20 protein-coding genes are annotated in these 20,703 nt (G+C 68.3%); 16 read left to right on the plus strand and 4 right to left on the minus strand.

Translation table 11 applies throughout. The annotated features are described in order from the left end of the window. Positions 1 to 19 precede the first annotated feature (19 nt). Both ABZ434_RS13300 and ABZ434_RS13305 read left to right on the plus strand, forming a co-directional pair. Complete coding sequence (locus ABZ434_RS13300; RefSeq protein ID WP_359134989.1) at positions 20 to 1,273, plus strand: cytochrome P450; 1,254 nt, start codon at positions 20 to 22, stop codon at positions 1,271 to 1,273. Positions 1,274 to 1,402: 129 nt separating this feature from the next. Then, on the plus strand, positions 1,403 to 1,858 hold the full coding sequence (locus ABZ434_RS13305; RefSeq protein WP_359134991.1) for an SRPBCC family protein: 456 nt from the start codon (positions 1,403 to 1,405) through the stop codon (positions 1,856 to 1,858). A gap of 60 nt (positions 1,859 to 1,918) precedes the next feature. On the opposite strand, the gene ABZ434_RS13310 is transcribed toward ABZ434_RS13305, so the two are convergent. The 4 genes from ABZ434_RS13310 to ABZ434_RS13325 all read right to left on the minus strand — a co-directional run bounded on the left by ABZ434_RS13310 (position 1,919) and on the right by ABZ434_RS13325 (position 5,395). Further along, positions 1,919 to 3,133 (minus strand): acyl-CoA dehydrogenase family protein, encoded by a 1,215-nt coding sequence (locus ABZ434_RS13310; protein WP_359134993.1) that lies wholly within the window; start codon positions 3,131 to 3,133, stop codon positions 1,919 to 1,921. Positions 3,134 to 3,138: 5 nt separating this feature from the next. Next, positions 3,139 to 3,612, minus strand: coding sequence for an SCP2 sterol-binding domain-containing protein (locus tag ABZ434_RS13315; RefSeq protein WP_359134995.1), 474 nt, complete (start codon positions 3,610 to 3,612; stop codon positions 3,139 to 3,141). Positions 3,613 to 3,698: 86 nt separating this feature from the next. After that, positions 3,699 to 3,962, minus strand: a complete 264-nt coding sequence (locus tag ABZ434_RS13320) for a hypothetical protein (RefSeq protein WP_359134997.1) — start codon at positions 3,960 to 3,962, stop codon at positions 3,699 to 3,701. A 218-nt stretch (positions 3,963 to 4,180) separates the two neighbouring features. Then, a complete protein-coding gene (locus tag ABZ434_RS13325; RefSeq protein WP_359134999.1) occupies positions 4,181 to 5,395 on the minus strand; it encodes a helix-turn-helix domain-containing protein in 1,215 nt (404 codons plus the stop codon). Between the two features lie 582 nt (positions 5,396 to 5,977). Here ABZ434_RS13325 and ABZ434_RS13330 point away from each other — a divergent pair. The 14 genes from ABZ434_RS13330 (at position 5,978) to ABZ434_RS13395 (ending at position 20,653) form a co-directional block, all read left to right on the plus strand. Continuing rightward, complete coding sequence (locus ABZ434_RS13330) at positions 5,978 to 6,595, plus strand: hypothetical protein (protein WP_359135001.1); 618 nt, start codon at positions 5,978 to 5,980, stop codon at positions 6,593 to 6,595. A gap of 177 nt (positions 6,596 to 6,772) precedes the next feature. Continuing rightward, positions 6,773 to 8,188 (plus strand): DUF6801 domain-containing protein, encoded by a 1,416-nt coding sequence (locus ABZ434_RS13335; protein ID WP_359135273.1) that lies wholly within the window; start codon positions 6,773 to 6,775, stop codon positions 8,186 to 8,188. Between the two features lie 79 nt (positions 8,189 to 8,267). Further along, a complete protein-coding gene (locus ABZ434_RS13340) occupies positions 8,268 to 9,224 on the plus strand; it encodes a hypothetical protein (RefSeq protein WP_359135002.1) in 957 nt (318 codons plus the stop codon). 717 nt (positions 9,225 to 9,941) lie between these two features. Then, entirely contained in the window at positions 9,942 to 10,937 is a 996-nt protein-coding gene (locus ABZ434_RS13345; RefSeq protein WP_359135004.1) for an ATP-binding cassette domain-containing protein, read from the plus strand. After that, a complete protein-coding gene (locus ABZ434_RS13350) occupies positions 10,934 to 11,782 on the plus strand; it encodes an ABC transporter permease (RefSeq protein ID WP_359135006.1) in 849 nt (282 codons plus the stop codon). The genes ABZ434_RS13345 and ABZ434_RS13350 overlap by 4 nt, the downstream gene beginning before the upstream one ends. A gap of 3 nt (positions 11,783 to 11,785) precedes the next feature. Continuing rightward, complete coding sequence (locus tag ABZ434_RS13355; protein ID WP_359135008.1) at positions 11,786 to 12,589, plus strand: ABC transporter permease; 804 nt, start codon at positions 11,786 to 11,788, stop codon at positions 12,587 to 12,589. Beyond that, the gene (locus tag ABZ434_RS13360; protein WP_359135010.1) at positions 12,589 to 13,902 is read left to right on the plus strand and encodes an MCE family protein; all 1,314 of its coding nucleotides are present in this window, start codon (positions 12,589 to 12,591) and stop codon (positions 13,900 to 13,902) included. Before ABZ434_RS13355 ends, ABZ434_RS13360 begins: the two co-directional genes overlap by 1 nt. Next, complete coding sequence (locus ABZ434_RS13365; RefSeq protein WP_359135012.1) at positions 13,899 to 14,933, plus strand: MCE family protein; 1,035 nt, start codon at positions 13,899 to 13,901, stop codon at positions 14,931 to 14,933. The genes ABZ434_RS13360 and ABZ434_RS13365 overlap by 4 nt, the downstream gene beginning before the upstream one ends. Beyond that, positions 14,930 to 15,949 (plus strand): MCE family protein, encoded by a 1,020-nt coding sequence (locus ABZ434_RS13370; protein ID WP_359135014.1) that lies wholly within the window; start codon positions 14,930 to 14,932, stop codon positions 15,947 to 15,949. The genes ABZ434_RS13365 and ABZ434_RS13370 overlap by 4 nt, the downstream gene beginning before the upstream one ends. A 1-nt stretch (position 15,950) precedes the next feature. Next, positions 15,951 to 17,066 (plus strand): MCE family protein, encoded by a 1,116-nt coding sequence (locus ABZ434_RS13375; protein WP_359135016.1) that lies wholly within the window; start codon positions 15,951 to 15,953, stop codon positions 17,064 to 17,066. Further along, positions 17,063 to 18,217 carry an MCE family protein gene (locus ABZ434_RS13380; protein ID WP_359135018.1) on the plus strand — a complete coding sequence of 385 codons (1,155 nt, stop codon included), beginning with the start codon at positions 17,063 to 17,065 and terminating at the stop codon, positions 18,215 to 18,217. The genes ABZ434_RS13375 and ABZ434_RS13380 overlap by 4 nt, the downstream gene beginning before the upstream one ends. Beyond that, positions 18,217 to 19,479 carry an MlaD family protein gene (locus ABZ434_RS13385; RefSeq protein WP_359135020.1) on the plus strand — a complete coding sequence of 421 codons (1,263 nt, stop codon included), beginning with the start codon at positions 18,217 to 18,219 and terminating at the stop codon, positions 19,477 to 19,479. The genes ABZ434_RS13380 and ABZ434_RS13385 overlap by 1 nt, the downstream gene beginning before the upstream one ends. Beyond that, entirely contained in the window at positions 19,476 to 19,997 is a 522-nt protein-coding gene (locus tag ABZ434_RS13390; RefSeq protein ID WP_359135022.1) for a hypothetical protein, read from the plus strand. Before ABZ434_RS13385 ends, ABZ434_RS13390 begins: the two co-directional genes overlap by 4 nt. Next, complete coding sequence (locus ABZ434_RS13395; RefSeq protein WP_359135024.1) at positions 19,994 to 20,653, plus strand: hypothetical protein; 660 nt, start codon at positions 19,994 to 19,996, stop codon at positions 20,651 to 20,653. Before ABZ434_RS13390 ends, ABZ434_RS13395 begins: the two co-directional genes overlap by 4 nt. Positions 20,654 to 20,703 lie beyond the last annotated feature (50 nt).

Consider the following 20,703-nt stretch of genomic DNA (forward strand, 5'->3'; position numbering starts at 1 on the left):
TCAACGACCCTGGAGCGCCATGACGTCTGCCCCACAAGAGTCACTCGCCTCGCAAGCACCGCCCGTACCCGACATTCTCTCGCCCGCCTTCGCCGCCGATCCCTACGGGGCCTACCGGATCATGCGCGAGAGCCATCCGCTGATCCGGCACGACGCCACGAACAGTTACGTCGTCTCCCGGTACGAGGACGTCGAGCGGGTCTTCAAGGACAAGGCCGGCGAGTTCACCACCGAGAACTACGACTGGCAGATCGAGCCCGTACACGGCAGGACCATCCTTCAGCTCAGCGGACGTGAGCACGCCGTGCGCCGGGCTCTGGTCGCCCCCGCCTTCCGGGGCGCCGACCTCCAGGAGAAGTTCCTCCCGGTCATCGAGCGCAACGCGCGCGAGCTGATCGACACGTTCCGGCACACCGGTCAGGCCGACCTCGTCGACGCCTTCGCGACCCGCTTCCCCGTCCTCGTCATCGCCGACATGCTCGGCCTCGACAAGGCCGACCACGACCGCTTCCACGGCTGGTACACCAGCGTCATCGCCTTCCTCGGCAATCTCGCGGGCGACCCGGAGGTGGCGGCGGCCGGTGAACGGACCCGGCAGGAATTCGCCGCGTACATGATCCCGATCATCCAGGAGCGGCGGAAGGCCCCCGGCGACGACCTGCTCTCGGCACTCTGCACCGCAGAGGTCGACGGCGTCCGGATGAGCGACGAGGACATCAAGGCCTTCTGCAGCCTGCTGCTCGCCGCCGGTGGCGAGACGACCGACAAGGCCATCGCCTCGATCTTCGCCAACCTGCTCACCCACCCCGAGCAGCTCGCCGCCGTGCGGGAGGACCGCGGTCTCATCGACCGGGCCTTCGCCGAGACACTGCGGCTCACCCCGCCGGTCCACATGATCATGCGCCAGACGGCCACGGACGTGGAGCTCGGCGGCGGGCGGGTGCCCGCGGGCTCGACCGTCACCTGCCTGATCGGCTCCGCCAACCGGGACGCGTCCCGCTACACCGACCCGGACCGCTTCGACCTCTTCCGTACCGACCTGACCAGCACCACGGCGTTCTCCGCGGCGGCCGACCACCTGGCGTTCGCCCTGGGCCGGCACTTCTGCGTCGGTGCCCTGCTGGCCAGGGCCGAGGTGCAGACCGGGGTGAACATGCTGCTGGACGCGATGCCCGACGTGCGACTCGCGGAGGGGTTCGCCCCGTCCGAGCAGGGCGTCTTCACCCGGGGCCCGGCGTCGCTGCCGGTGCGGTTCACGCCCGTGACCGGCTGAGCGTACGACGGCCCCCCCGGTGAGGTGACAGCCATCGAGGGGCCGTCACCGTCCGGCGGATCTACGATCGGATGACGAAGCGACGCGAACCGGCGGGGTGCGGGCCGGCGCTGATCACAAGGAGCAGCCATGGCCACGCGGTTCGACGCGACGGTGGAGATCGACCGGCCGATCGAGGCGGTTTTCGCCTACCTCGCCGACGGGACGCACGATCCGGAGTTCAGCCCGCGGGTCCAGCGGATCGACAAGGTGCCCGCCGGGCCTACCGCCGTCGGGACGCTCTTCCGCAGCACGGTCAAGGACGCCGGCATGAAGTCCCGACGGGAGTTCGGGATCACCGAACTCGTGGCGCCCGGCCGGATCCGCTGGCAGGAGCGGTCGAAGAACCTCGTGACGGCGGCGGACGGCGGCTACGACCTCGAACCGACGGCCGGCGGAGGCACCCTGGTCCGGCTCTTCAACTCTCTGGAGGGCCATGGCGTCGGCAAGCTCCTCGTCGGATTCGCCGGCAGCGCGGCCCGCAAGGACGCACCTGCCTTCGGGCAGCGCATCAAGGCCGCGGTGGAGGCCTCGGTCGCCCGGTGAACGGCCCCCTTCGCACCGGATGGCGCAAAGGGGGCCGGGCGACCCGGTTCGGGCCTTCGGTCAGCGGATGTGGCGCCCTGAGATCGCCCGGGCGATGACCAGGCGCTGGATCTCGCTGGTCCCCTCGAAGATCGTGTAGATCTTGGCGTCCCGGTACATCCGCTCCACCGGGTGCTCCCGGCTGTACCCGGCGCCCCCGAGGATCTGGACGGCCTTCTCCGTCGCGGACACGGCGAGCTCGCCTGCCCGCAGCTTGGACATGGAGCCCTGGCCCGCGTCGAAGGTGCGGTCGTTGCGGGCCATCCACGCGGCTTGCCAGATCAGCAGCCGGACGGACTCGATCTCCGTACGGATGTCGGCCAGCGCGAACGCTATCGACTGGTTCTCGATGACGGGCCGGCCGAACGCCTCGCGCTGACCGGCGTACTCCAGCGCGTACTCGTACGCCGCGCGCGCGATGCCCAGCGCCTGGGCGCCGACGGTGGGACGGCTGACCTCGAAGGTCGCCATGGCCGCCTGACCCTTGGCGTTGCCGCCCTCCCGGGCGCGCGCGAGCCGGGCGTCCAGCTTCTCCTTGCCGCCGAGCAGACAGTGCCCGGGAACGCGTACGTCGTCGAGGAAGACGTCCGCCGTGTGCGAGGCCCGCAGGCCCAGCTTCTTGATGGTGCGGCTCGCCTCCAGGCCCTTCGTGGCGGGAGGCACGATGAACGCGGCCTGCCCGCGGGCGCCGAGCGACGGATCGACCGAGGCGACGACCACATGGATCTCGGCGATGCCGCCGTTGGTGATCCACGCCTTCTGGCCGGAGAGCACCCACTCGTCCTTGGCCTCGTCGTAGCGTGCCTTCGTGGCCATCGCGGAGACGTCCGAGCCGGCCTGCGGTTCGGAGACGCAGAACGCCGCCACCTTCGGGTCGTCCTCGTCGCCGTAGCACTGGGGCACCCACTCGGCGAGCTGGTCCGGAGTGCCGGAGGCGAAGATCCCGGCGACGGCGAGGGAGGTGCCGAAGAGCGCCATACCGATTCCGGCGTCACCCCAGAACAGCTCCTCGTTGGCTATCTGGAGCGAGAGTCCTGACGGATCGCCGTACATGTCGGCGAGGGACTCGAAACCGTACAGACCGATCCGGGCCGCTTCCTGGATGACGGGCCAGGGCGTCTCCTCTCGGGCGTCCCATTCGGCGGCCGCCGGGCGCACCACCTGGGCGGCGAAGCCGTGCACCCAGTCGCGCAGGTCCTGCTGTTCCTCGGTGAGGGCGAGGGAGAAGTAGCTCACCGGCCTCAGGCCTTCGGAATGTCGAAGTAGCGGGTGAGGCCCGAGGCGAGACCGACATCGCCGGCCACCTTCAGTTTGCGCATCATGAACATCGTCACGGGATTGCCGTTGCCGGAGACGAGCTTCAGGAACTCCGCGTCGGCCATGACCAGCGTCGTGCGTGGCTCGGCCTCGGAGCGGCCCTCGCTGATCGTGCAGGTGCCGTCGGCGATCGCGGTCTCGTAGACCGCATCGGTGTCACCGGTGATCTTCCAGCGGATCAGTGCCTCGAGCTGTCCCGCCGCCTCCGGGCGGAACTGCTGCCTCATCCGGCCGAAGACCTCGCCGAGCACCCGGGTGCGCAGTTCGCCGTGCATGACCTCGCCGAGCTGCTTGGCGGACAGGCCCTTCACGATCCGTGCGAACTCCTGCGGGGAGACGGCCGCGAAGTCGAGGGCGGTCAGGTCGTCGGTGAGGTTGCCGCTGCTGTTGTCGGCCACGCCAGTTCCTTACTCTGGAGTAAACTTACTTCGGAGTAAGGTAAGCGCATGGTGGCGCCTCCGCAAGATGGAGGAGCCACGGGGAGTCACCAGGAACTGCCGGGGCGCACCGCCAGCCGGGGGTGGTGGGCGGAGAGCACCTTGTTGGCGCGGGCGAGTTCGGCGAGGGCCTGTTCACGGTCGGCCTGGTCCTCGATGTCGAGCCGCGGACCGCGGAAGCTGCGGACCTCGCGCGCGGCGCACTCGGCGTCGAACTCCGCCTCCAGGATGTGCGAGGGGGTGCAGGAGCCGATCAGTGCGGCGATGCGGTCCGGGATCGGTACGGGGACGAGCAGGTGCGAGGCGGTCATGGGGGTTCCCTCTCGAATGGTGGCCAGGAGGTCGGACGTCGCGACCGCCGGGTGGGCGGACGACTCCTCCATATGTACGGGACGCAGTTCCGGGTTTCTCGTTGAGAACGTCTCCGTGTGGCAACCGTCTGGGAGTGACCGGGTATTTCCCCTTACCCATAAGTAAGTTGACGCGCAGTGAAGGCCGTGTTCTGGCCGGAAACGGTTCTGCGGACGGATTACGGCGTGGAGTCGTCGGCGCGGGACTGGAGTTGGAGCGCCCGCAGAACGGCCTCGGTGGAGAACCTGCTCTGCGGATCGGTCAGTTGCTGACCGAAGATGGACTCCAGGTTACGCATGCGGTAGCGGACCGTCTGCGGGTGCACGTCCAGAAGTTCGCCCATGTGGGCGGCCGTGCCACGGGTGTCGAGCCAGATGCGCAGAGTTTCGATCAGCCGTTCCCGTCGGGTGGCGCTGATGCCGGCGACAGGAGCGAGCTCCCGCCGGGCGAGCTGGTCCAGGAGGACCGGGTCGGACAGCAGCCACAGGGTGATGAGGTGGTCCTCGCAGAGGATGGACGGCGCGTCGTCGATGACGCCCGCGTCGACGAGTTCGAGGACTCGCCTGGCCCAGCGGATCGAGTCCGACGCCAGGGCGGTGGGAACGGTCAGTCCGATCGCCACCCGGGTGCCGAGGAGCGTCCGGTCGAGCATGGATCTTCGTGCGTCGTCCAGGGGGCCGGGGATCAGCAGATGGGGCTGGGGATCGCTGAGGTCGACCAGGATGTCGCGGTCGGCGCCGGCCCGGTCGATTCCGGCAGGGGAGCGGGCGGCCACGAGAGTGACCTCCTCGGGGAGCGTCCACCCGGTCTGCTCGCACAGTTCGGCGATGGCGGTACGGGGCACGGGGCGCCCGGCCAGGATCAGGTGGAGCAGACGCCGGCGCATGGCCTCGCTCTGTTCGCCGGTCTGGGACTGCACCTCGAGGAAACCCTCGCGGGACAGCGATTCGAGCTCGTCTATGTAGGTGAAGAGGGCGTCCGCGAAGCTGAGCATCAGGGTGGGGGAGAAGTTGTAACTGCGGCCGACCTTCTTAGCCCGTCGCAGTGCCACGCGCGCACCGAGCCGATAAGCGCCCTGGAGCGTTTCCATGGTCCGGCCTTCGTAGGCCTCGAAGCGTCCGAACCGGCGGCACATGTCGTCACGTAAGGAGGTCGAGGTGGATGGTTCGGCCACCAGGTCGACGAACGAGGAGAGACTCCGTTCCACGCCCACGCGAATGGCCTGGCCGTTGGGGCCGCTGAGCAGCCGCGCGTATTCCGGATAGGCGCGGGTGACCTCGACGCCGATCTCCTTGATGAGGCTGGGAAGTTCGGGCCGCATAATCGTGGCGAACTCCTGGGGAAGCGGTCCCAGCGGATCCCCCGTGTCCAATGGAGAAATGACTTTCGGCATGACGTGTCCCCTTGCTCTCCAGAACCCGGTGGGGGGTGAGGCGGTGGGGGAAAGCGCTCCCACGTACCGACAGGTGCGTACCAATTCCGCGACGAAGATAGACCAAGTCGACTGCCGTGCACACCACTTGTGCAAGATCGAAGTGCAGGGTGCACACAGTTCGGCGCGGTTGCGGGGCTCCGGTGCAGGTGGGGAGGGAGTGGTCAATTTCGGACAACTGCCGGGAGTGTGGCCGATATCGCCAGGTGCCGGCCGGGAGGCACCGCCCCGGCCGGCACGGTGGCGGCTGTGGGCCCCGGCGGCCTGTTCGGCCGGAATTTTGCGCACCAAGTGACAATCGGTCTCCGCCGTTTAGTGACCTGCGGACGACAAAAGAAGCTGGTGGCGAGAATCTTGGCCAGCAACATTGTGCTGGAAGTTTCTCGCAAGTAACGTCACGGCCTGTCACAGATTATATGTGGCCGAGAGTGTACGTCTCCCCTCGGAGAAGTGGTTCATAGACGCGCTTCGTGCCCTTGGGCAGCCGTGGAGCGCGTCCCCGCAAGCAGTGCCACCCGCATTGTCGAATCGGAGGAACTAACTGTGCGTAATACCCTCAAGAAGATCGCCGTCGCAACCGGCGTCGCTTCTGTGGCTGTCGTGCTCGGGGCCACCCAGGCCATGGCATTCCCCGCCACCACATGGACGGTCACGCCGAACCCGGCGCCGTTCACCGCCGTGTCCACCAACACGGTCCTGTCGGTGAGCGGCATCCCGCTCACGTGTCCGACGGCGACCGCGGGTGGTTCCGCGTTCAGCGCCACCGGCAACCCCGCGACGGTCGGCAACATCACGTCGGCCACCTTCGGGACGACGGCCAGCCCGTGCACGAGTGCGCTCGGCCCGGTGACGCCGGTCGCCACGACCTCCCCGGCCTGGCAGCTCGTGGCCCAGGACTACACCTCGGGTGTGACGACCGGCTACATCAAGAACATCCAGGCCAAGCTCACCGTCCTCACCTGCAGCTTCAACGTCACCGGTGAGGTCGACGCCAAGTACACCAACAGCACCAAGAAGCTCAACGTCTCCAACTCCAGCGCCCACCAGCTGACCGTCTCGGGCGCCACCGCCGCCTGTGCCGGGATCGTCGCCAACGGGGCCCACCCGACCTTCACGGGCACCTACAGCGTCACGGGAATCACCAGCATCATCGGCACCTGACGGACTGCCGGGCAGCCGGATGCTCCAGCAGACCGCACCGCGTGACCCTGCAGTGCGGTCTGCACCGTCGATGAGAGGGAATGACGAAGGATGATGATGCGCGGGACAGCAGGGCGCAGTCGCGGGCGTGCGACAGTGCGGGGTGGAGCCGTCCTGACCGCGGTCCTCGTGGCCGGAATGATTCCGGGTGTCCAGGCATCCGCCGGTGGTCATGACGTTCGTATCGACGTGCAGTACGGCTGTGATTTTCCCTCCGGGGCCGCCAAGGCCACTGTGCGGGTGTCCGCGACGGTTCCGGAGGGCAGTGCCGTCGACAAGCCCGTTCGGCCCACGGATGTGAGCACCGAACTGACCCTGCCCGAGGCGGGGCTGCCGGACCTGGCTGCTGTCGGGGCGGAACAGGTCGAGGTGGAGACGAAACTGACCGTCGGTGTGGCGCAGGGCGACCACACCGCCGAGACGGTCTGGATCGGGACAGCCGAGGGTCCGGTGGCCGTTCCGGATGCGGAGAACCCCACCCTCACCTCCTCCGGTGGCGTTCCCTCGGTGACCGCGGGTTCTTCCGGCGATCTCGTCTTCACCGCGGGGAAGCTGACCGCGCTGGTGACTTCGCCGCCGTCCGGCGACGTCACCGCCGAACCGTCCGCCCTGCTCCTGACGTGTACTCCGGACCCGGACCAGGACCTGACACTCGCAACGGTGCGGATTGCCGGGGATCCCGCATGGCCGTCCCCGGAGCCCCCCGAGGCCAGGGAAGGAAGGGCGGCCGGTGGCGACTCCGATGCCGACGAGGCGACACCGAAGGTGGGACAACCGGGCAAGCAGGCCCTTCGGGACGGGAAGGCGCCGCCCTGCACGGGTGACCCGGACGACCAGTTCAGCCTGAACGCCTACGTCACCGGCTACGCGGACGTTCCCAAGCTCAAGAGCGCCACACTGTTCCCGGTCGCCTGCACACAGATCGAGCAGGGCCTGACCCAGATCAAGTTCCAGGACGGTCTGATCCATGTGCTCCAGGACTCGACGGCGACCCTCGACTACCAGGGCAAGCTGCAACTGCCGCCTGCCACGGGCACGTTCCTGACCTTCGGCTTCATGCCGACGACAGCGACACTGGAGATGACGCAGATTCCTCCGGCCGCCGGCCCGGACGGCGAACCGGTGCCCAACGTCCACTCCGACCTGACGATCCTCAGCCCCGGCAACAGCGTGGGCACGACGACCATCGATCTGAACCTCCGGCTCCGGCTGTTCGACGTGAAGGTCAACGGCGTCGCCCTGGACGTCGGCCCCAACTGCCGTACGGAGCGCCCGTTCGCCCTGCCCCTGCGGGGGGAGATGGTCCTCAAGGACGGGGTCCAGTCCGGCTACACACTCGTCACCGGCGGTGCGCTCACCGGGCAGGTCACCGTGCCGCCGTTCTCGGGGTGTGGTGTGGGTGAGGACCTCGACGACCTCTTCACCGCCTCCATCTCGGGCGTCCCTGGTGCCGTGAAGCAGATCCAGGGGGCTCCTTGTGCGGCGGCGCAGCACTCGCCGACCGTGTGCACGGAGGACAGCCAGCCGGTTCAGATTCCCGAGCCGCAGCGCTGAACCGCGGCCGGTCCCGCTGTCTTCTCCGCCGAAACCGAACCATTCCATTCCGCTCGGCCCACCATGAATTGAGGGAGTAATGAGAGCTGTCCCGAAGAGATGGCGCACCGGCCTCTTCGCCGCCGTTGCCGCCGCGGTGGTCGCGATCCCGCTGACTCCTCTTTCCGCCTCCGCCGCCGTCAGCGCCGCGAACCTGAACGGGGACTGGGCGCCCTTCTCCCGCTGCCCGGTCGACAACCCGGCCATGCTCGCGGCGGACGGCCAGGACCTGGTCGCGTCGTGCGTGTCCTCCTACTCGCCCGGCGGAGCCATCAAACTGGGTACGACCGTGGCCACCACCGGCGCCAACGACATGCAGTTCGGAGTCGTCCAGGACACGGCCGCCGGCACGTTCAAGGTCATTCCGCCCGCGGGCGGAGCCCTCGTGGGAGCGCCGACGACCATCCCCGGCGGGCTGCTCGGGCTCATGTGTCCCAGTGACATCCCGGTGGTCACCGCCGTCTGCAACCAGATCACGGACGTCAGTCTGAACAAGGTGAAGGCAACGGTGGAGTCCGCCGGGACACCCACCGAGTTCAATCTGCTCGCCGGGCTGAGTACGGGGCAGCCGATCGTGAAACTGCCGGTCCGCATCCACCTGGAGAATCCGCTTCTCGGCTCCAACTGCTACATCGGCACGGCCGCGGACCCCGTGATTCTGCGGCCGCAGAACACCACCGCTCCGGCCGTCGCCATCCAGCGCTTCGACGGTGACGGCACGCCCAACGCCGACGAGGGTGCGATGCTGAGGTTCGCGCTCACCGGGAACACCCAGGGCGACACCACGTTCTACGTGCCGAAGGCCACCGGCTGCGGTCTGGCCGGAATCCTGAGCTGGGCGGTGAACCTGAAAACGGGCCTGCCGTCGCTTTCCGGGGACAACCACCTCACGCTCAACAATGCGTCGACGTACAGCGGTGCGCTCACCGCACCGGGTCTTGTCCTGCCCGACGCCGGCAAGGTGCTTTCCCGGTACTGGCACTCCGCGGTGAAGTAGGGCCGGCGGGCGCGCGGAGGCTGCGGTGCTCCGCTCCGTTCCTTGCGCGCTTTCCGCTGTGCGGCCGATGCCCGCCCCGTCCGAGAGTTATTCGGACAGGGCGGGCATTGTTGTGGGGCCGTTCCCTCAGGAAGTGAGCACGGGCGGGAGTGACGGGTACCGCGGAAAGACTCACTTGCCGACAAGCCCGGGTCGGGCCTTGCTCACCTCCCTACAAAAACAATGCCGCTGCCGATGGCCGCGCAAAAAGTTCAGGGACCGCTATTGCGAAGGTAGGTTACTGAGTCGTAGCGTCCAGGTGAGCAGCGCGGGAACGTGTCCGCGATCGCTCGTCGGACGTACGTGGAGTCCAGGTCGCACCCCCTTCGACCCGGATTTCGGACCGGGAATGCCTTGGACTCGATTGCGCTCGCCAGGGGCGAACGGCCTGCAGTCGGGGCCCCATGGCTCCGGCCTCCACGGACCGGCGGCACCCCGACCCGCCCGGAGATCTTGCGCAGTTTTCGACAAAGCCGTCCAACGGCTTTGTCACTCGGTGACAAGTGATCCACATGTAGTGCCTGATTCGTCGATTTCCGCTGTTCAACGGCTTGTCCTGGCGGTTTCGGCGGACATAACGTGCGCCTCCTGGTGCATGTGTGACGAGCCGCCATTGGATTTCTCAGAGCCGGAGCGCTGACAGATGACTTCGTTCACCGATACGTCGAGGGAGGGCCGATGGGAATCGAAGTAGTTGTTGAAGGCCTTACGAAATCCTTCGGCAAGCAGAACATCTGGCAGGACGTCAGCCTTACCCTGCCCGCCGGCGAAGTGAGCGTGATGCTCGGGCCTTCCGGCACCGGAAAGACCGTCTTCCTCAAATCCATCATCGGTCTGCTCAAGCCCGAACAGGGACGCGTGCTCATCAACGGCGTCGACATGGTGAACAGCCCCGAGAAGCAGATCATGGAGACCCGGAAGCTGTTCGGGCTCATGTTCCAGGACGGCGCACTCTTCGGATCGATGTCCCTCTTCGACAACATCGCCTTCCCGCTGCGCGAACACACCCGCAAGAAGGAATCGGAAATCCGCCGCATCGTCATGGAGCGGATCGACATCGTCGGTCTCCTCGGTGCCGAGGGCAAACTGCCCGGTGAGATATCCGGCGGTATGCGCAAGCGGGCCGGACTGGCCCGCGCACTCGTCCTGGACCCGCAGATCATCCTCTGCGACGAGCCGGACTCCGGGCTCGACCCGGTACGCACCGCGTTCATCTCGCAGCTGCTGATCGACCTCAACGCGCAGATCGACGCGACGATGCTGATCGTCACCCACAATCTCGACATCGCCTCCACCGTCCCGGACAACATGGGCATGCTCTTCTGCCGCAACCTCGTCACCTTCGGGCCGCGCGAGGTGCTGCTCACCAGCGATCTGCCCGTCGTCTCCCAGTTCCTCGCCGGGCGCCGCGAAGGACCCATCGGCATGTCGGAGGAGAAGGACGCCGCCACCCTGGCCGCCGAGGAACTCAACGGCTACGGGCGAGGCATCAGTTCGGCCAACGCCCCGCGCACCGTCGTCCCGCAGCTGGAACCCTCGCCGGGGCTGCCGGTGCGGCAGGGCGCCCTGCGCCGCCGGGAGCGGGTCATGTCGATGATGGGACAGCTGCCGGAGGCGGCCCGTACCGCCATCCTCAACAGCTACAGCCCGGCCGCGGGCGGTGGGCGCCCATGACGGCCCCCCCACCGGTGCGGCCCCCCGAGCCGCCCGCGGACCGGGTGCCGGAGAAGACGCCCGAGGCCGGACGGCCCACCCGGCTGCTCGCCCCGCTGCGCGAGACCGGAAAGCTGTTCACCCTCGCCGGGGCCGTGTGCCGGGAGACCTTCCGCCGGCCCTTCCAGGTGCGGGAGTTCATCGAGCAGTTCTGGTTCGTCGCCAGCGTCACCATCCTGCCCGCCGCCCTCGTCTCCATCCCCTTCGGCGCGGTCATCGCCCTTCAGGTGGGGTCCCTCACCCAGCAGCTCGGCGCCCAGTCCTTCACCGGCGGCGCCAGCGTCCTCGCCGTCATCCAGCAGGCCAGCCCGATCATCGTGGCGCTGCTGGTCTCCGGGGCAGCCGGTTCGGCCATCTGCGCCGACCTCGGATCGCGCAAGATCCGCGAGGAGCTCGACGCGATGGAGGTCATGGGCGTCTCGCCCGTCCAGCGCCTCGTCGTGCCACGCGTCCTGGCCACCATGCTGGTGGCCGTCCTGCTCAACGGCCTCGTCTCCGTTGTCGGCACGATGGGCGGCTACTTCTTCAACGTGATCATGCAGGACGGCACCCCCGGGGCCTATCTGTCCAGCTTCTCCGCCCTGGCCCAGCTGCCCGACCTGTACATCAGTGAGATCAAGGCGCTGATCTTCGGCTTCATCGCAGGCATCGTCGCCGCCTACCGCGGGCTCAACCCGCGCGGCGGTCCGAAGGGGGTGGGGGACGCTGTCAACCAGTCCGTCGTCATCACCTTCATGCTGCTGTTCTTCGTGAACATGGTCCTCACGGCGATCTATCTCCAGATCGTCCCCGCGAAGGGGAGCTGACCGATGTCGATGCTCAGCTGGCTCGACCGATCCGGTGACCAACTCACCTTCTACGTACGGGCTCTGATCTGGATCCCGCGAACGCTGCGGCGCTACCTCAAGGAGGTGCAGCGCCTCCTCGCCGAAGTCGCCTTCGGCAGCGGCGGCCTCGGCGTCGTCGGCGGCACCATCGGCGTGATGATCGCGATGACCCTCGCCACCGGAACCGTCGTCGGCCTCCAGGGATACGCGGCCCTCAACCAGATCGGCACCGCGGCCTTCACCGGATTCATCTCCGCGTACTTCAACACCCGCGAGATCGCCCCCCTTGTCGCCGGACTGGCCCTCTCCGCGACCGTCGGCGCGGGTTTCACCGCCCAGCTCGGCGCCATGCGGATCAATGAGGAGATCGACGGCCTGGAGTCGATGGGCGTGCGCTCCATGCCCTATCTCGTCACCACCCGGATCATCGCCGGGGTCGTCGCCATCGTCCCGTTGTACGCGATCGGGCTGCTCTCCTCGTACGTCGCCTCCCGCTACGTCACCGTCCTGTTCAACGGACAGTCGGCAGGCACCTACGACCACTACTTCAACCTCTTCCTCTCTCCACAGGACGTCCTGCTGTCGGTGCTCAAAGTGCTGATCTTCAGCGTGATGGTGATCCTCGCGCACTGCTACTACGGCTTCCACGCCTCCGGCGGACCCGCCGGGGTGGGGGTGGCGGTCGGCCGGTCGGTGCGCAACGCGATCGTGCTGATCAGCGTCACGGACTTCTTTCTGTCGCTCGCCATCTGGGGCGCCACGACGACCGTGAAGGTGGCCGGCTGATGAGGAACCGGACCACACGCACGGCCGGCCGCAGACTTGCGGGCGTCACCTTCCTGCTCGTGCCCGCCCTGCTCATCTGGGTGTCGGTCGCCGTGTACGAGAAGGAGTTCACCGACGACGCCACCGTCACCGTGCGCACGGGAAGCGTCGGCAACGAGATGCACGACAACGCCGACGTGAAGCTGCGGGGCGTCGTGATCGGGCAGGTCCGTGACATCTCCGTCGACGGCGAGGGGGCGCGCCTCACCCTCGCGATCCAGCCCGGGAAGCTCGACCGGATCCCGGCCGACGTCACCGCCCAGATGCTGCCCACCACTCTCTTCGGCGAGCGGTTCGTGGCACTCGTGCCACCCGCCGTACCGTCCGCGCAGACCCTGCGCGCCGGGGCCGTCATTCCGCAGGACCGCTCCAGCAACGCCATCGAGCTGGAGGAAGTCCTCGACAACGTCCTGCCGCTGCTGACCGCCGTCCAGCCGGAAAAGCTCTCCGCCACCCTCAACGCGGTGTCGCAGGCACTGCAGGGCCGCGGCGAGAAGCTCGGCGACACACTCGTCACGCTCGACAGGCATCTCCAGAAGTTCAACCCCCAGCTGCCCACGCTCAACGCCGACATCAAAGAACTCGTCAAGGTGAGCAGGGTGTACGCGGACGCGGCCCCCGACATCCTGGACGCCCTCACCGACTTCACCACCACCAGCGGCACCATCGCCGAGCAGCAGGCGGAGCTGGCCGACCTCTACGGCTCGACGACCGCCACCGCCCAGGATGTCACCTCGTTCCTGAAGGAGAACAAGGACAACCTGATCCGGCTCTCCGGCACGGGCCGGCCGACCCTGGAACTCCTGGCGAAGTACTCGGCCGAATTCCCCTGCACCCTGCGCACGATGGCCGGATTCGTCCCCGCCATGGACAAGGCGCTGGGCAAGGGCACCGACCAGCCCGGTCTGCACGTCACCGTCAAGGCCGTGGCCTCCAAGGGGAAGTACGTGCCCGGCAAGGACACCCCGGTCTACGACTCCACCGGCGGGCCGCACTGCTACTCGGTGCCGTACGTAGGGGCGACCGAGCCGACCGCCGCCGGACGGGGCGCCGGATCGGTCGCTCCCGGTGACAGGGCGGACGCCGACGAGCAGTCCGCCACGGCGCCCGCGGCCCAGGACGCCGCCCTCGGCATGCCCAACTCCCCCGCGGAGAGCCGGCTCGTCAACGAGCTGGTCGCTCCCTCACTGAAAGTCCAGCCGCAGACCCTGCCCGACTGGAGCAGCGTGCTCATCGGTCCGGCCTTCCGCGGTGCGGAGGTGAAGCTCAAGTGAAGCGCCGTTCCCTTGCGGGTCCGCTCGCGAAATCGATCGTGTTCATCCTGGTGACCGTCCTGGCCACCACCGTCCTCGGTCTGTCCATCGCCAACACCGGAGTCGGCGACACCCTCACGTACAAGGCCAGGTTCACCGACGCCACCGGTCTGATCGTCGGTGACAGCGTCCGGATCGCCGGGGTCAAGGTCGGACAGGTCGAGTCCATCGAGGTGGCCGACAAGCGGCTCGCCGAGGTCGGCTTCGCCGTGCGCAAGGGGCGCAGGCTCCCCGCGTCGGTGACCGCCTCGATCAAGTACCTCAACATGGTCGGCCAGCGCTACATCGACCTCGACCAGGGTGCGGGGCCGGTCGGCAGGAGCTTTCGGTCCGGAGAGACCATTCCGCTCTCCCGCACCACCCCGGCGCTCGACCTGACCCAGCTCTTCAACGGCTTTCAGCCGCTCTTCGAAGGGCTGTCCCCGCCGGACGTCAACCAGCTCGCCGGCTCCATCGTCCAAGTGCTCCAGGGCGAGGGCGGCACCGTGGACAGCATCCTCCAGCACGTCGGATCCCTGACCACCACGGTCGCGGCCAAGGACGAGGTGATCGGCGAGGTGATCAAGAACCTCAACACGGTCCTGAAGACCGTGAACGACCGGGAGGCCGGCTTCGACGACCTGGTCGACACGCTCCAGGAACTCGTCACGGGCTTCTCCGGCGACCGCAAACCGCTCGGGGAGGCGGTCACGGCGATGGGCGCACTCACGACGGTGACCGCCGACCTGTTGCAGGACGGGCGCAAGCCGCTCAAGGACGACATCAGACAACTCGGCCGCCTGTCTGCTCAGTTGGACAAGGGGTCCCCGCAGATCGAGAACATGCTGACGAAGACCCCGGCCAAGATGGAGGCGATCAGCCGCCTCGCCTCGTACGGCTCCTGGCTCAACCTCTACCTCTGCGAGGCCAAGGTCAGCGGTGTGACGACAGAGGACGGCAGCGCACCGCCCACGGGGATCGGCATCACCACACCGAGCAGGTGCCTGGCATGAGAATCAGACCCCTGCGGGAACGCAACCCCGTGGCCATCGGCGTCGTCGGCCTCCTCGTCCTGGCCCTCGTCGGCTTCGCCGCCTACCGCGCGGACTCGTTGCCCTTCATCGGCGACGGCACCACGTACACCGCCGACTTCACCGAGTCCGCCGGCCTCGGCGACGGCGACGAGGTACGGATCGCCGGCGTCAAGGTCGGTGAGGTGACCGGTGTCTCCCTCGACGGCGCCAAGGTCAAGGTCAGCTTCCGGGTCAAGGACGCCTGGATCGGCAACTCCTCCACCGTCGGCATCGCCATCAAGACGCTCCTCGGGGACAAGTACCTCGCCGTCGACCCGCTCGGCACCGGGCCCCAGGACCCGGACCTGCGCATCACGGCGAGCCGGACGACCTCCCCCTACGACGTCACCCAGGCGTTCAACGGGCTGGGCGAGACCATCGGGGAGATCGACACCGCACAGCTCGCCAAGAGCTTCGAGACGATCTCCGCCACCTTCAAGGACTCGCCCCCCGACGTGCGGAGCGCCGCCGACGGGCTCTCCGCCCTCTCCCGGACCGTCTCCGAGCGTGACGCCCAGCTGGCCACCCTGCTGAAGGGCAGCAAGCAGCTCACCAGGACACTCGCCAACAAGAAGAGCAGCTTCGAAACCCTGCTGAAGGACGGAAACCTGCTCCTGGGAGAGATCCAGGCCCGCCGCGACTCCATCCATCTGCTGCTCACCGGCACCCGGAGCCTGAGCACCGAGCTCACCGGACTGGTCGCCGACAACAACAAGCAGCTGAAACCGACCCTGGACTCACTGGGCCGGGTCACCGCCGTCCTGGTGAAGAACCGCAAGAGCCTCGACAAGGTGCTTTCGCTGGCAGGTTCGTACAACCGGCTCGTCGGCAACACCCTCGGCAGCGGCCGCTGGTTCGACAACTACGTCTGCGGGGTCGTCCCCAAGGACTACCTCCCCGCCGGCACTCCTCCGGCTACCGGATGCATGCCACCCAAGCAGCAAGGCGGCAGCTGACATGAGAATCACGCGCATCGTCGGCATCGGCGCCGGCCTCGCCGTCGTGGCCGTCGCAGCCACCTCCGGAGTGATGGCCATGGACGAGGAGGGAACGACGACCGTCACCGCCTACTTCGACCAGGCCACCGGCGTGTACGCCGGATCGGACCTGCGCATCCTCGGCGTCAGGGTCGGCAAGGTCGAGAGCGTCGAGCCGAAGGGCACGGAGGTCCGGGTCACGCTCCGCGTCGACAAGGGCGTCAAGGTGCCCAAGGACGCACACGCCGTCGTCGTCGCCCCCAGCCTGGTGGCCGACCGGTATGTGCAACTGGCCCCCGCGTACGGCGGGGGACCGGTACTCGCGGACGAGGCCGTCCTGCCGGCCGCGAGGAACGCGACCCCGGTCGAGGTCGATCAGCTCTACGCCTCCATCACCGAACTCTCCACCGCGCTGGGTCCCGACGGGGCCAACGCGAACGGCGCCCTGGCCAAGCTCCTCGACACCGGCGCCGAGAATCTCGACGGCAACGGAAAGGCGATCGGGGACTCCATCGAGCAGTTCGGCAAGGCAACGAAAACCCTCGACAAGAGCAGCGGAAACCTCTTCGACACGCTGTCCTACCTCCAGACCTTCACCACCATGCTGAAGGACAACGACGGCCACGTCCGCGCCGCCGAACAGCAACTCAACTCCGTCACCGGATTCCTCGCCGACGACAAGACGAACATCAGCGCCGCACTGAAGGAACTGGGCACCGCCCTCGGCCAGGTCAAGAGCTTCATCCAGAAGAACCGCGGCGCCCTCAAAGCGAACGTGGACGCCCTGGTGCCGATCACCCAGACCCTCGTCGACCAGCGTGCCTCGCTCGCCGAGTCCCTGGACACCCTGCCGCTCGCCGCGGGCAACGTACTCAACGCCTATGACCCGTTGAACCGCACGCTCAACGGCCGCACCAACCTCAACGAACTCTCCATGGGCGGGCCGCTCACCGAGGGGTCCGCCGCCCCTGCCGGACTCACGCCGGTGGACGCCGTACGGCAGAAGGCCCTGCCCTCACTGCCGCTGCCCGCCGTGGGGACCGTCTACGGCACCCCCGGGAAGACCGCCACGCAGAAGAAGGGGGCGAAGCGATGAGCCGCGTCCTGCGCAGACCCGGCGCCCGCGTGACCGGCGTCGCCGCCGTACTCGCGGTGGGTGTCGGCCTGGCCCTGGTCGTCACCACGGTCGACCTGCCGACCTTCACCGGCATCGACCAGGTGGCCCTGCCCGGTGGCGCGGATCTGGGGGACCACCCGTACGAGATCACCGCCGAGTTCGGGGACGTACTGAGCCTCGCCCCGCAGTCCTCGGTCAAGGTCAACGACGTGGCCGTCGGCCGTGTCACCAAGATCGCGCTGGTCTCCGGGAGCTGGAACGCCAAGGTCACCATGCGGGTCAACGGAAAGATCAGACTGCCCGCCAACGCCTACGCACACCTCGAACAGTCCAGCCTCCTGGGCGAGAAGTACATCCAGCTCTCCCCGCCCGCCGCCGGCACCGCCCAGGGGGCACTCGCCGACGGCGATCGCATCCCGCTGACCCGCACCAACCGGAACCCGGAGGTCGAGGAGGTGTTCGGGGCGCTGTCGATGCTGCTGAACGGCGGCGGCATCAACCAGCTCAAGACCATCACCACCGAACTCAACAAGGCACTTGCCGGACAGGAACCGCAGGTCCGTTCCATGCTGAAGCGGGTCGACACCCTGGTGACGAACCTGGACGGGCACAAGGAGGACATCACCGACGCCCTCGACGGAGTCAATCGGCTCTCCGCCACCCTCGCCACCCGCAAGCAGGACGTCGGTACGGTCCTCACCGGGCTCAGTCCCGGCATGAAGGTCCTGGAGAAGCAACGCGGCTCGCTCATGACCATGCTCCGCTCGCTCGACACCCTCTCCACCGTCGCCGTCGACACGGTCAACAGGAGCAAGGCCGACATGGTCGCCGACCTCAAGGCCCTCGCCCCCACCCTCCAGTCCCTCGCCGACTCCGGCCAGGACCTGCCCGACTCCCTTCAGGTGCTGCTCACCTACCCGTTCACGGACGAGGTGCTGCGCGGGGTGAAGGGCGACTACCTCAACGTCTACCTGGATGTGACGGCCATGCCCGGCACACAGATCATCCCGCCGCTCGTCCCCGCCGGCACCACGCCCCCGGCGGCCGGGGGCAGCACGGCCCAGAAGTCCGGCTCGGTCCTCCCGCTGCCCCTTCCCCCGGTCACCTCGACGACGAAGGGGAGCAACTGATGATCACCCTGGCGATCCGGCTCAAGAACATCGCGTTCCTGATCATCGCGGTACTCGTGCTCGGCTATCTGGGAGTGCGCTACGCCGACCTCGGCCACTACGTCGGCATACGCAGCTACTACACCGTCAAGGTCCAGCTTCCCCGGACCGGCGGCCTGTTCACCCACTCCAACGTCACCTACCGGGGCGTTTCGGTGGGCCGGGTCGGGCCCATCGAACTCACGGATGACGGGGTGGAGGCCGAACTGCGCATCGAGAAGGACGCCCCGCCCATCCCGGACGCGCTGAAGGCCGTCGTCGCCAACCTGTCGTCGGTCGGCGAGCAGTACGTCGATCTGCGGCCGGCCCGCACCGACGGGCCGTACCTGGCGAACGGGTCCGTCATCGACCAGGCGGACACGACCGTTCCGGCGCCCGTCACCGACGTCCTCACCAGCGTCGACGACCTCGCCGGCTCCGTCGACCTCGAATCGCTGCGCACGGTGGTCGACGAATTCGGCACCGCCTTCGAGGGACGCGGTGACGACCTTCAGGTGCTGCTGGACACCGGCAGCGACTTCGTCCAGGCGGCCGACGACGCTCTGCCCGTCAACACGCGGCTGATGATCGACGGCGAGACCGTGCTGCGCACGCAGGCCGAACAGGGCAACGCACTCAAGGGATTCGCCTCGGGCGCCAAGGAACTGGCTGCCGAGCTGAAGGGCTCCGACACCGATCTGCGCAAGCTGATCGCGGTCGCCCCCGATGCGACCGGCCAGATCAGCGGACTCCTGCGGGACCTGGATCCGAGCCTCGGTGTAGTGGTCGCCAACCTCCTCACGACGTCGGACATCGCCGTCACCCGGCAGCGCGGACTGGAGGAGCTCCTGGTGAAGCTTCCGGCCGTCGCGGCAGCGGGATCCAGTGCGGTCGACGAGAACGGTGCCCGTTTCGGCATGTCGGTCACCTTCTTCGAGCCGCTCCCCTGCACAGCCGGGTACGGCGGCACGACCTATCGCAACGGACTCGACGTCACGGCCGGCCCCGCGGCCAACACCAGGGCCCGCTGCGCCTCGTCACCCGGAACAGGCATCAACGTCCGCGGCAGCGCGAACGCCCCGAAGGGCGGGGCCCTGCCACCGCCGGCCAAGCCGGGCTCGATGCTCCTCTCCGACGACGCGCAGGACCGGCTGCCCGGAGCGCTCGGCGTACCTGCCGACACCGCCCCGGCGACCGGCGGAATGGCCGGTCTGCTGGGCCTCGGACAAGGAGGCGGCGCATGACGCCCCGTACGAAGACACTGGGCGGCTGGGCCGTCCTGCTCGCCGCCGTACTGATCTGCGCACTCGGCGGCTGGTCGTACGCACAGGCACGCGGTGACGACGACCTCGCCTACGCCAAGAGCCGGGACGCCGCGCTGGCCGACGGGAAGCTGCACCTCGCGCGGCTCAACAGCCTGGACGGGAAGTCCGCCAGGAGTGTGGGCGCGGGGCTCGGTACATGGCTCGACTCCTCGACCGGGCCCCTCCACGAACAGCTCGCACGCACCCGGACCAAGGACGCGGACGAGCTGACGAAGTCCGGTTCCACGGCGCGCGGGAAGGTCACCGACGCGGCGCTCACCGCCCTCGACCAGCGGACCGGCACCGCCGAGATGATCGCGACCGTCGATGTCCAGGTCACCCCGCGCACCGGAAAGGGAGGCACCGAACGCAAACGCTTCGAAGCCACCCTCGCCCGGACCGCCGGCGGCTGGAAGGTCAAGGCGCTCACGGCGATAGCGGTCGGGAGCGGCACATGAAGCGGCAGGGAGGGGCGGCGGTCGTGACCACCGGCACGGATCCGGAGGGCGCCGGCGGGCCCGAGGCCACGGCGGACGAGGCACCGGGCGGCGAGCTCGGGCAGGTCACCGCGGCGGACGCCGGGGCCGTTGAGGACGGACCGGCGCCCGGCACGCGCCGCCGCCCGCTGCGCGTGGCGGCCGGGGTCCTGGTCGTCGCGCTGCTCGTAGCGGGTGGCGGGCTCTTCGCGGCGGGACGTCAACTGCGCGATACGCCCGCCACGTCCAACAGGGCGCTGACCGACAGCGGGGCGACCGTCCGGGTGGCGGGAGACGTCACCAACGCGCTCGGCAAGGTCTTCTCCTACAGCCCGGATGCCACCGGCGTCACCAAGGAGGCCGCGAAGCAACTCCTCGCCGGCAAGGCGCTCCAGCAGTACGCGGCGCTGTTCGGTCAGGTGGAGAAGCAGGCGGCCGACCAGAAACTCACCCTCACCACCCACGTCGTGCGGGCCGGGGTGACCAGGCTGACCGACGAGAGCGCCCACCTGCTCGTCTTCCTGGACCAGGTCTACGAACGCGAGGGGAAGGCCGCCAACAGGGCCGCAGCTCAGCTCTCCGTCACCGCTCAACTCCGCGACGGGCGCTGGACGATCGTGGAGATCAACTCCAGATAGCCCCCCGACGGCAGCGCGGAGCAGTACCGCAGAACAGCACGCACAGCACA

The sequence above is a fragment of the Streptomyces sp. NPDC005761 genome (genome assembly GCF_040630635.1).
Classification (GTDB): Bacteria; Actinomycetota; Actinomycetes; order Streptomycetales; family Streptomycetaceae; genus Streptomyces.

What these genes read in the sequence shown, in the direction of transcription:
- ABZ434_RS13300 (WP_359134989.1), top strand. Translation starts at nt 20, where the DNA reads ATGACGTCTGCCCCACAAGAGTCACTCGCCTCGCAAGCACCGCCCGTA.
- ABZ434_RS13305 (WP_359134991.1), top strand. Translation starts at nt 1,403, where the DNA reads ATGGCCACGCGGTTCGACGCGACGGTGGAGATCGACCGGCCGATCGAG.
- ABZ434_RS13320 (WP_359134997.1), bottom strand. Translation starts at nt 3,962, where the DNA reads ATGACCGCCTCGCACCTGCTCGTCCCCGTACCGATCCCGGACCGCATC.
- ABZ434_RS13325 (WP_359134999.1), bottom strand. Translation starts at nt 5,395, where the DNA reads ATGCCGAAAGTCATTTCTCCATTGGACACGGGGGATCCGCTGGGACCG.
- ABZ434_RS13335 (WP_359135273.1), top strand. Translation starts at nt 6,773, where the DNA reads ATGATTCCGGGTGTCCAGGCATCCGCCGGTGGTCATGACGTTCGTATC.
- ABZ434_RS13340 (WP_359135002.1), top strand. Translation starts at nt 8,268, where the DNA reads ATGAGAGCTGTCCCGAAGAGATGGCGCACCGGCCTCTTCGCCGCCGTT.
- ABZ434_RS13345 (WP_359135004.1), top strand. Translation starts at nt 9,942, where the DNA reads ATGGGAATCGAAGTAGTTGTTGAAGGCCTTACGAAATCCTTCGGCAAG.
- ABZ434_RS13350 (WP_359135006.1), top strand. Translation starts at nt 10,934, where the DNA reads ATGACGGCCCCCCCACCGGTGCGGCCCCCCGAGCCGCCCGCGGACCGG.
- ABZ434_RS13355 (WP_359135008.1), top strand. Translation starts at nt 11,786, where the DNA reads ATGTCGATGCTCAGCTGGCTCGACCGATCCGGTGACCAACTCACCTTC.
- ABZ434_RS13360 (WP_359135010.1), top strand. Translation starts at nt 12,589, where the DNA reads ATGAGGAACCGGACCACACGCACGGCCGGCCGCAGACTTGCGGGCGTC.
- ABZ434_RS13370 (WP_359135014.1), top strand. Translation starts at nt 14,930, where the DNA reads ATGAGAATCAGACCCCTGCGGGAACGCAACCCCGTGGCCATCGGCGTC.
- ABZ434_RS13375 (WP_359135016.1), top strand. Translation starts at nt 15,951, where the DNA reads ATGAGAATCACGCGCATCGTCGGCATCGGCGCCGGCCTCGCCGTCGTG.
- ABZ434_RS13380 (WP_359135018.1), top strand. Translation starts at nt 17,063, where the DNA reads ATGAGCCGCGTCCTGCGCAGACCCGGCGCCCGCGTGACCGGCGTCGCC.
- ABZ434_RS13385 (WP_359135020.1), top strand. Translation starts at nt 18,217, where the DNA reads ATGATCACCCTGGCGATCCGGCTCAAGAACATCGCGTTCCTGATCATC.
- ABZ434_RS13390 (WP_359135022.1), top strand. Translation starts at nt 19,476, where the DNA reads ATGACGCCCCGTACGAAGACACTGGGCGGCTGGGCCGTCCTGCTCGCC.
- ABZ434_RS13395 (WP_359135024.1), top strand. Translation starts at nt 19,994, where the DNA reads ATGAAGCGGCAGGGAGGGGCGGCGGTCGTGACCACCGGCACGGATCCG.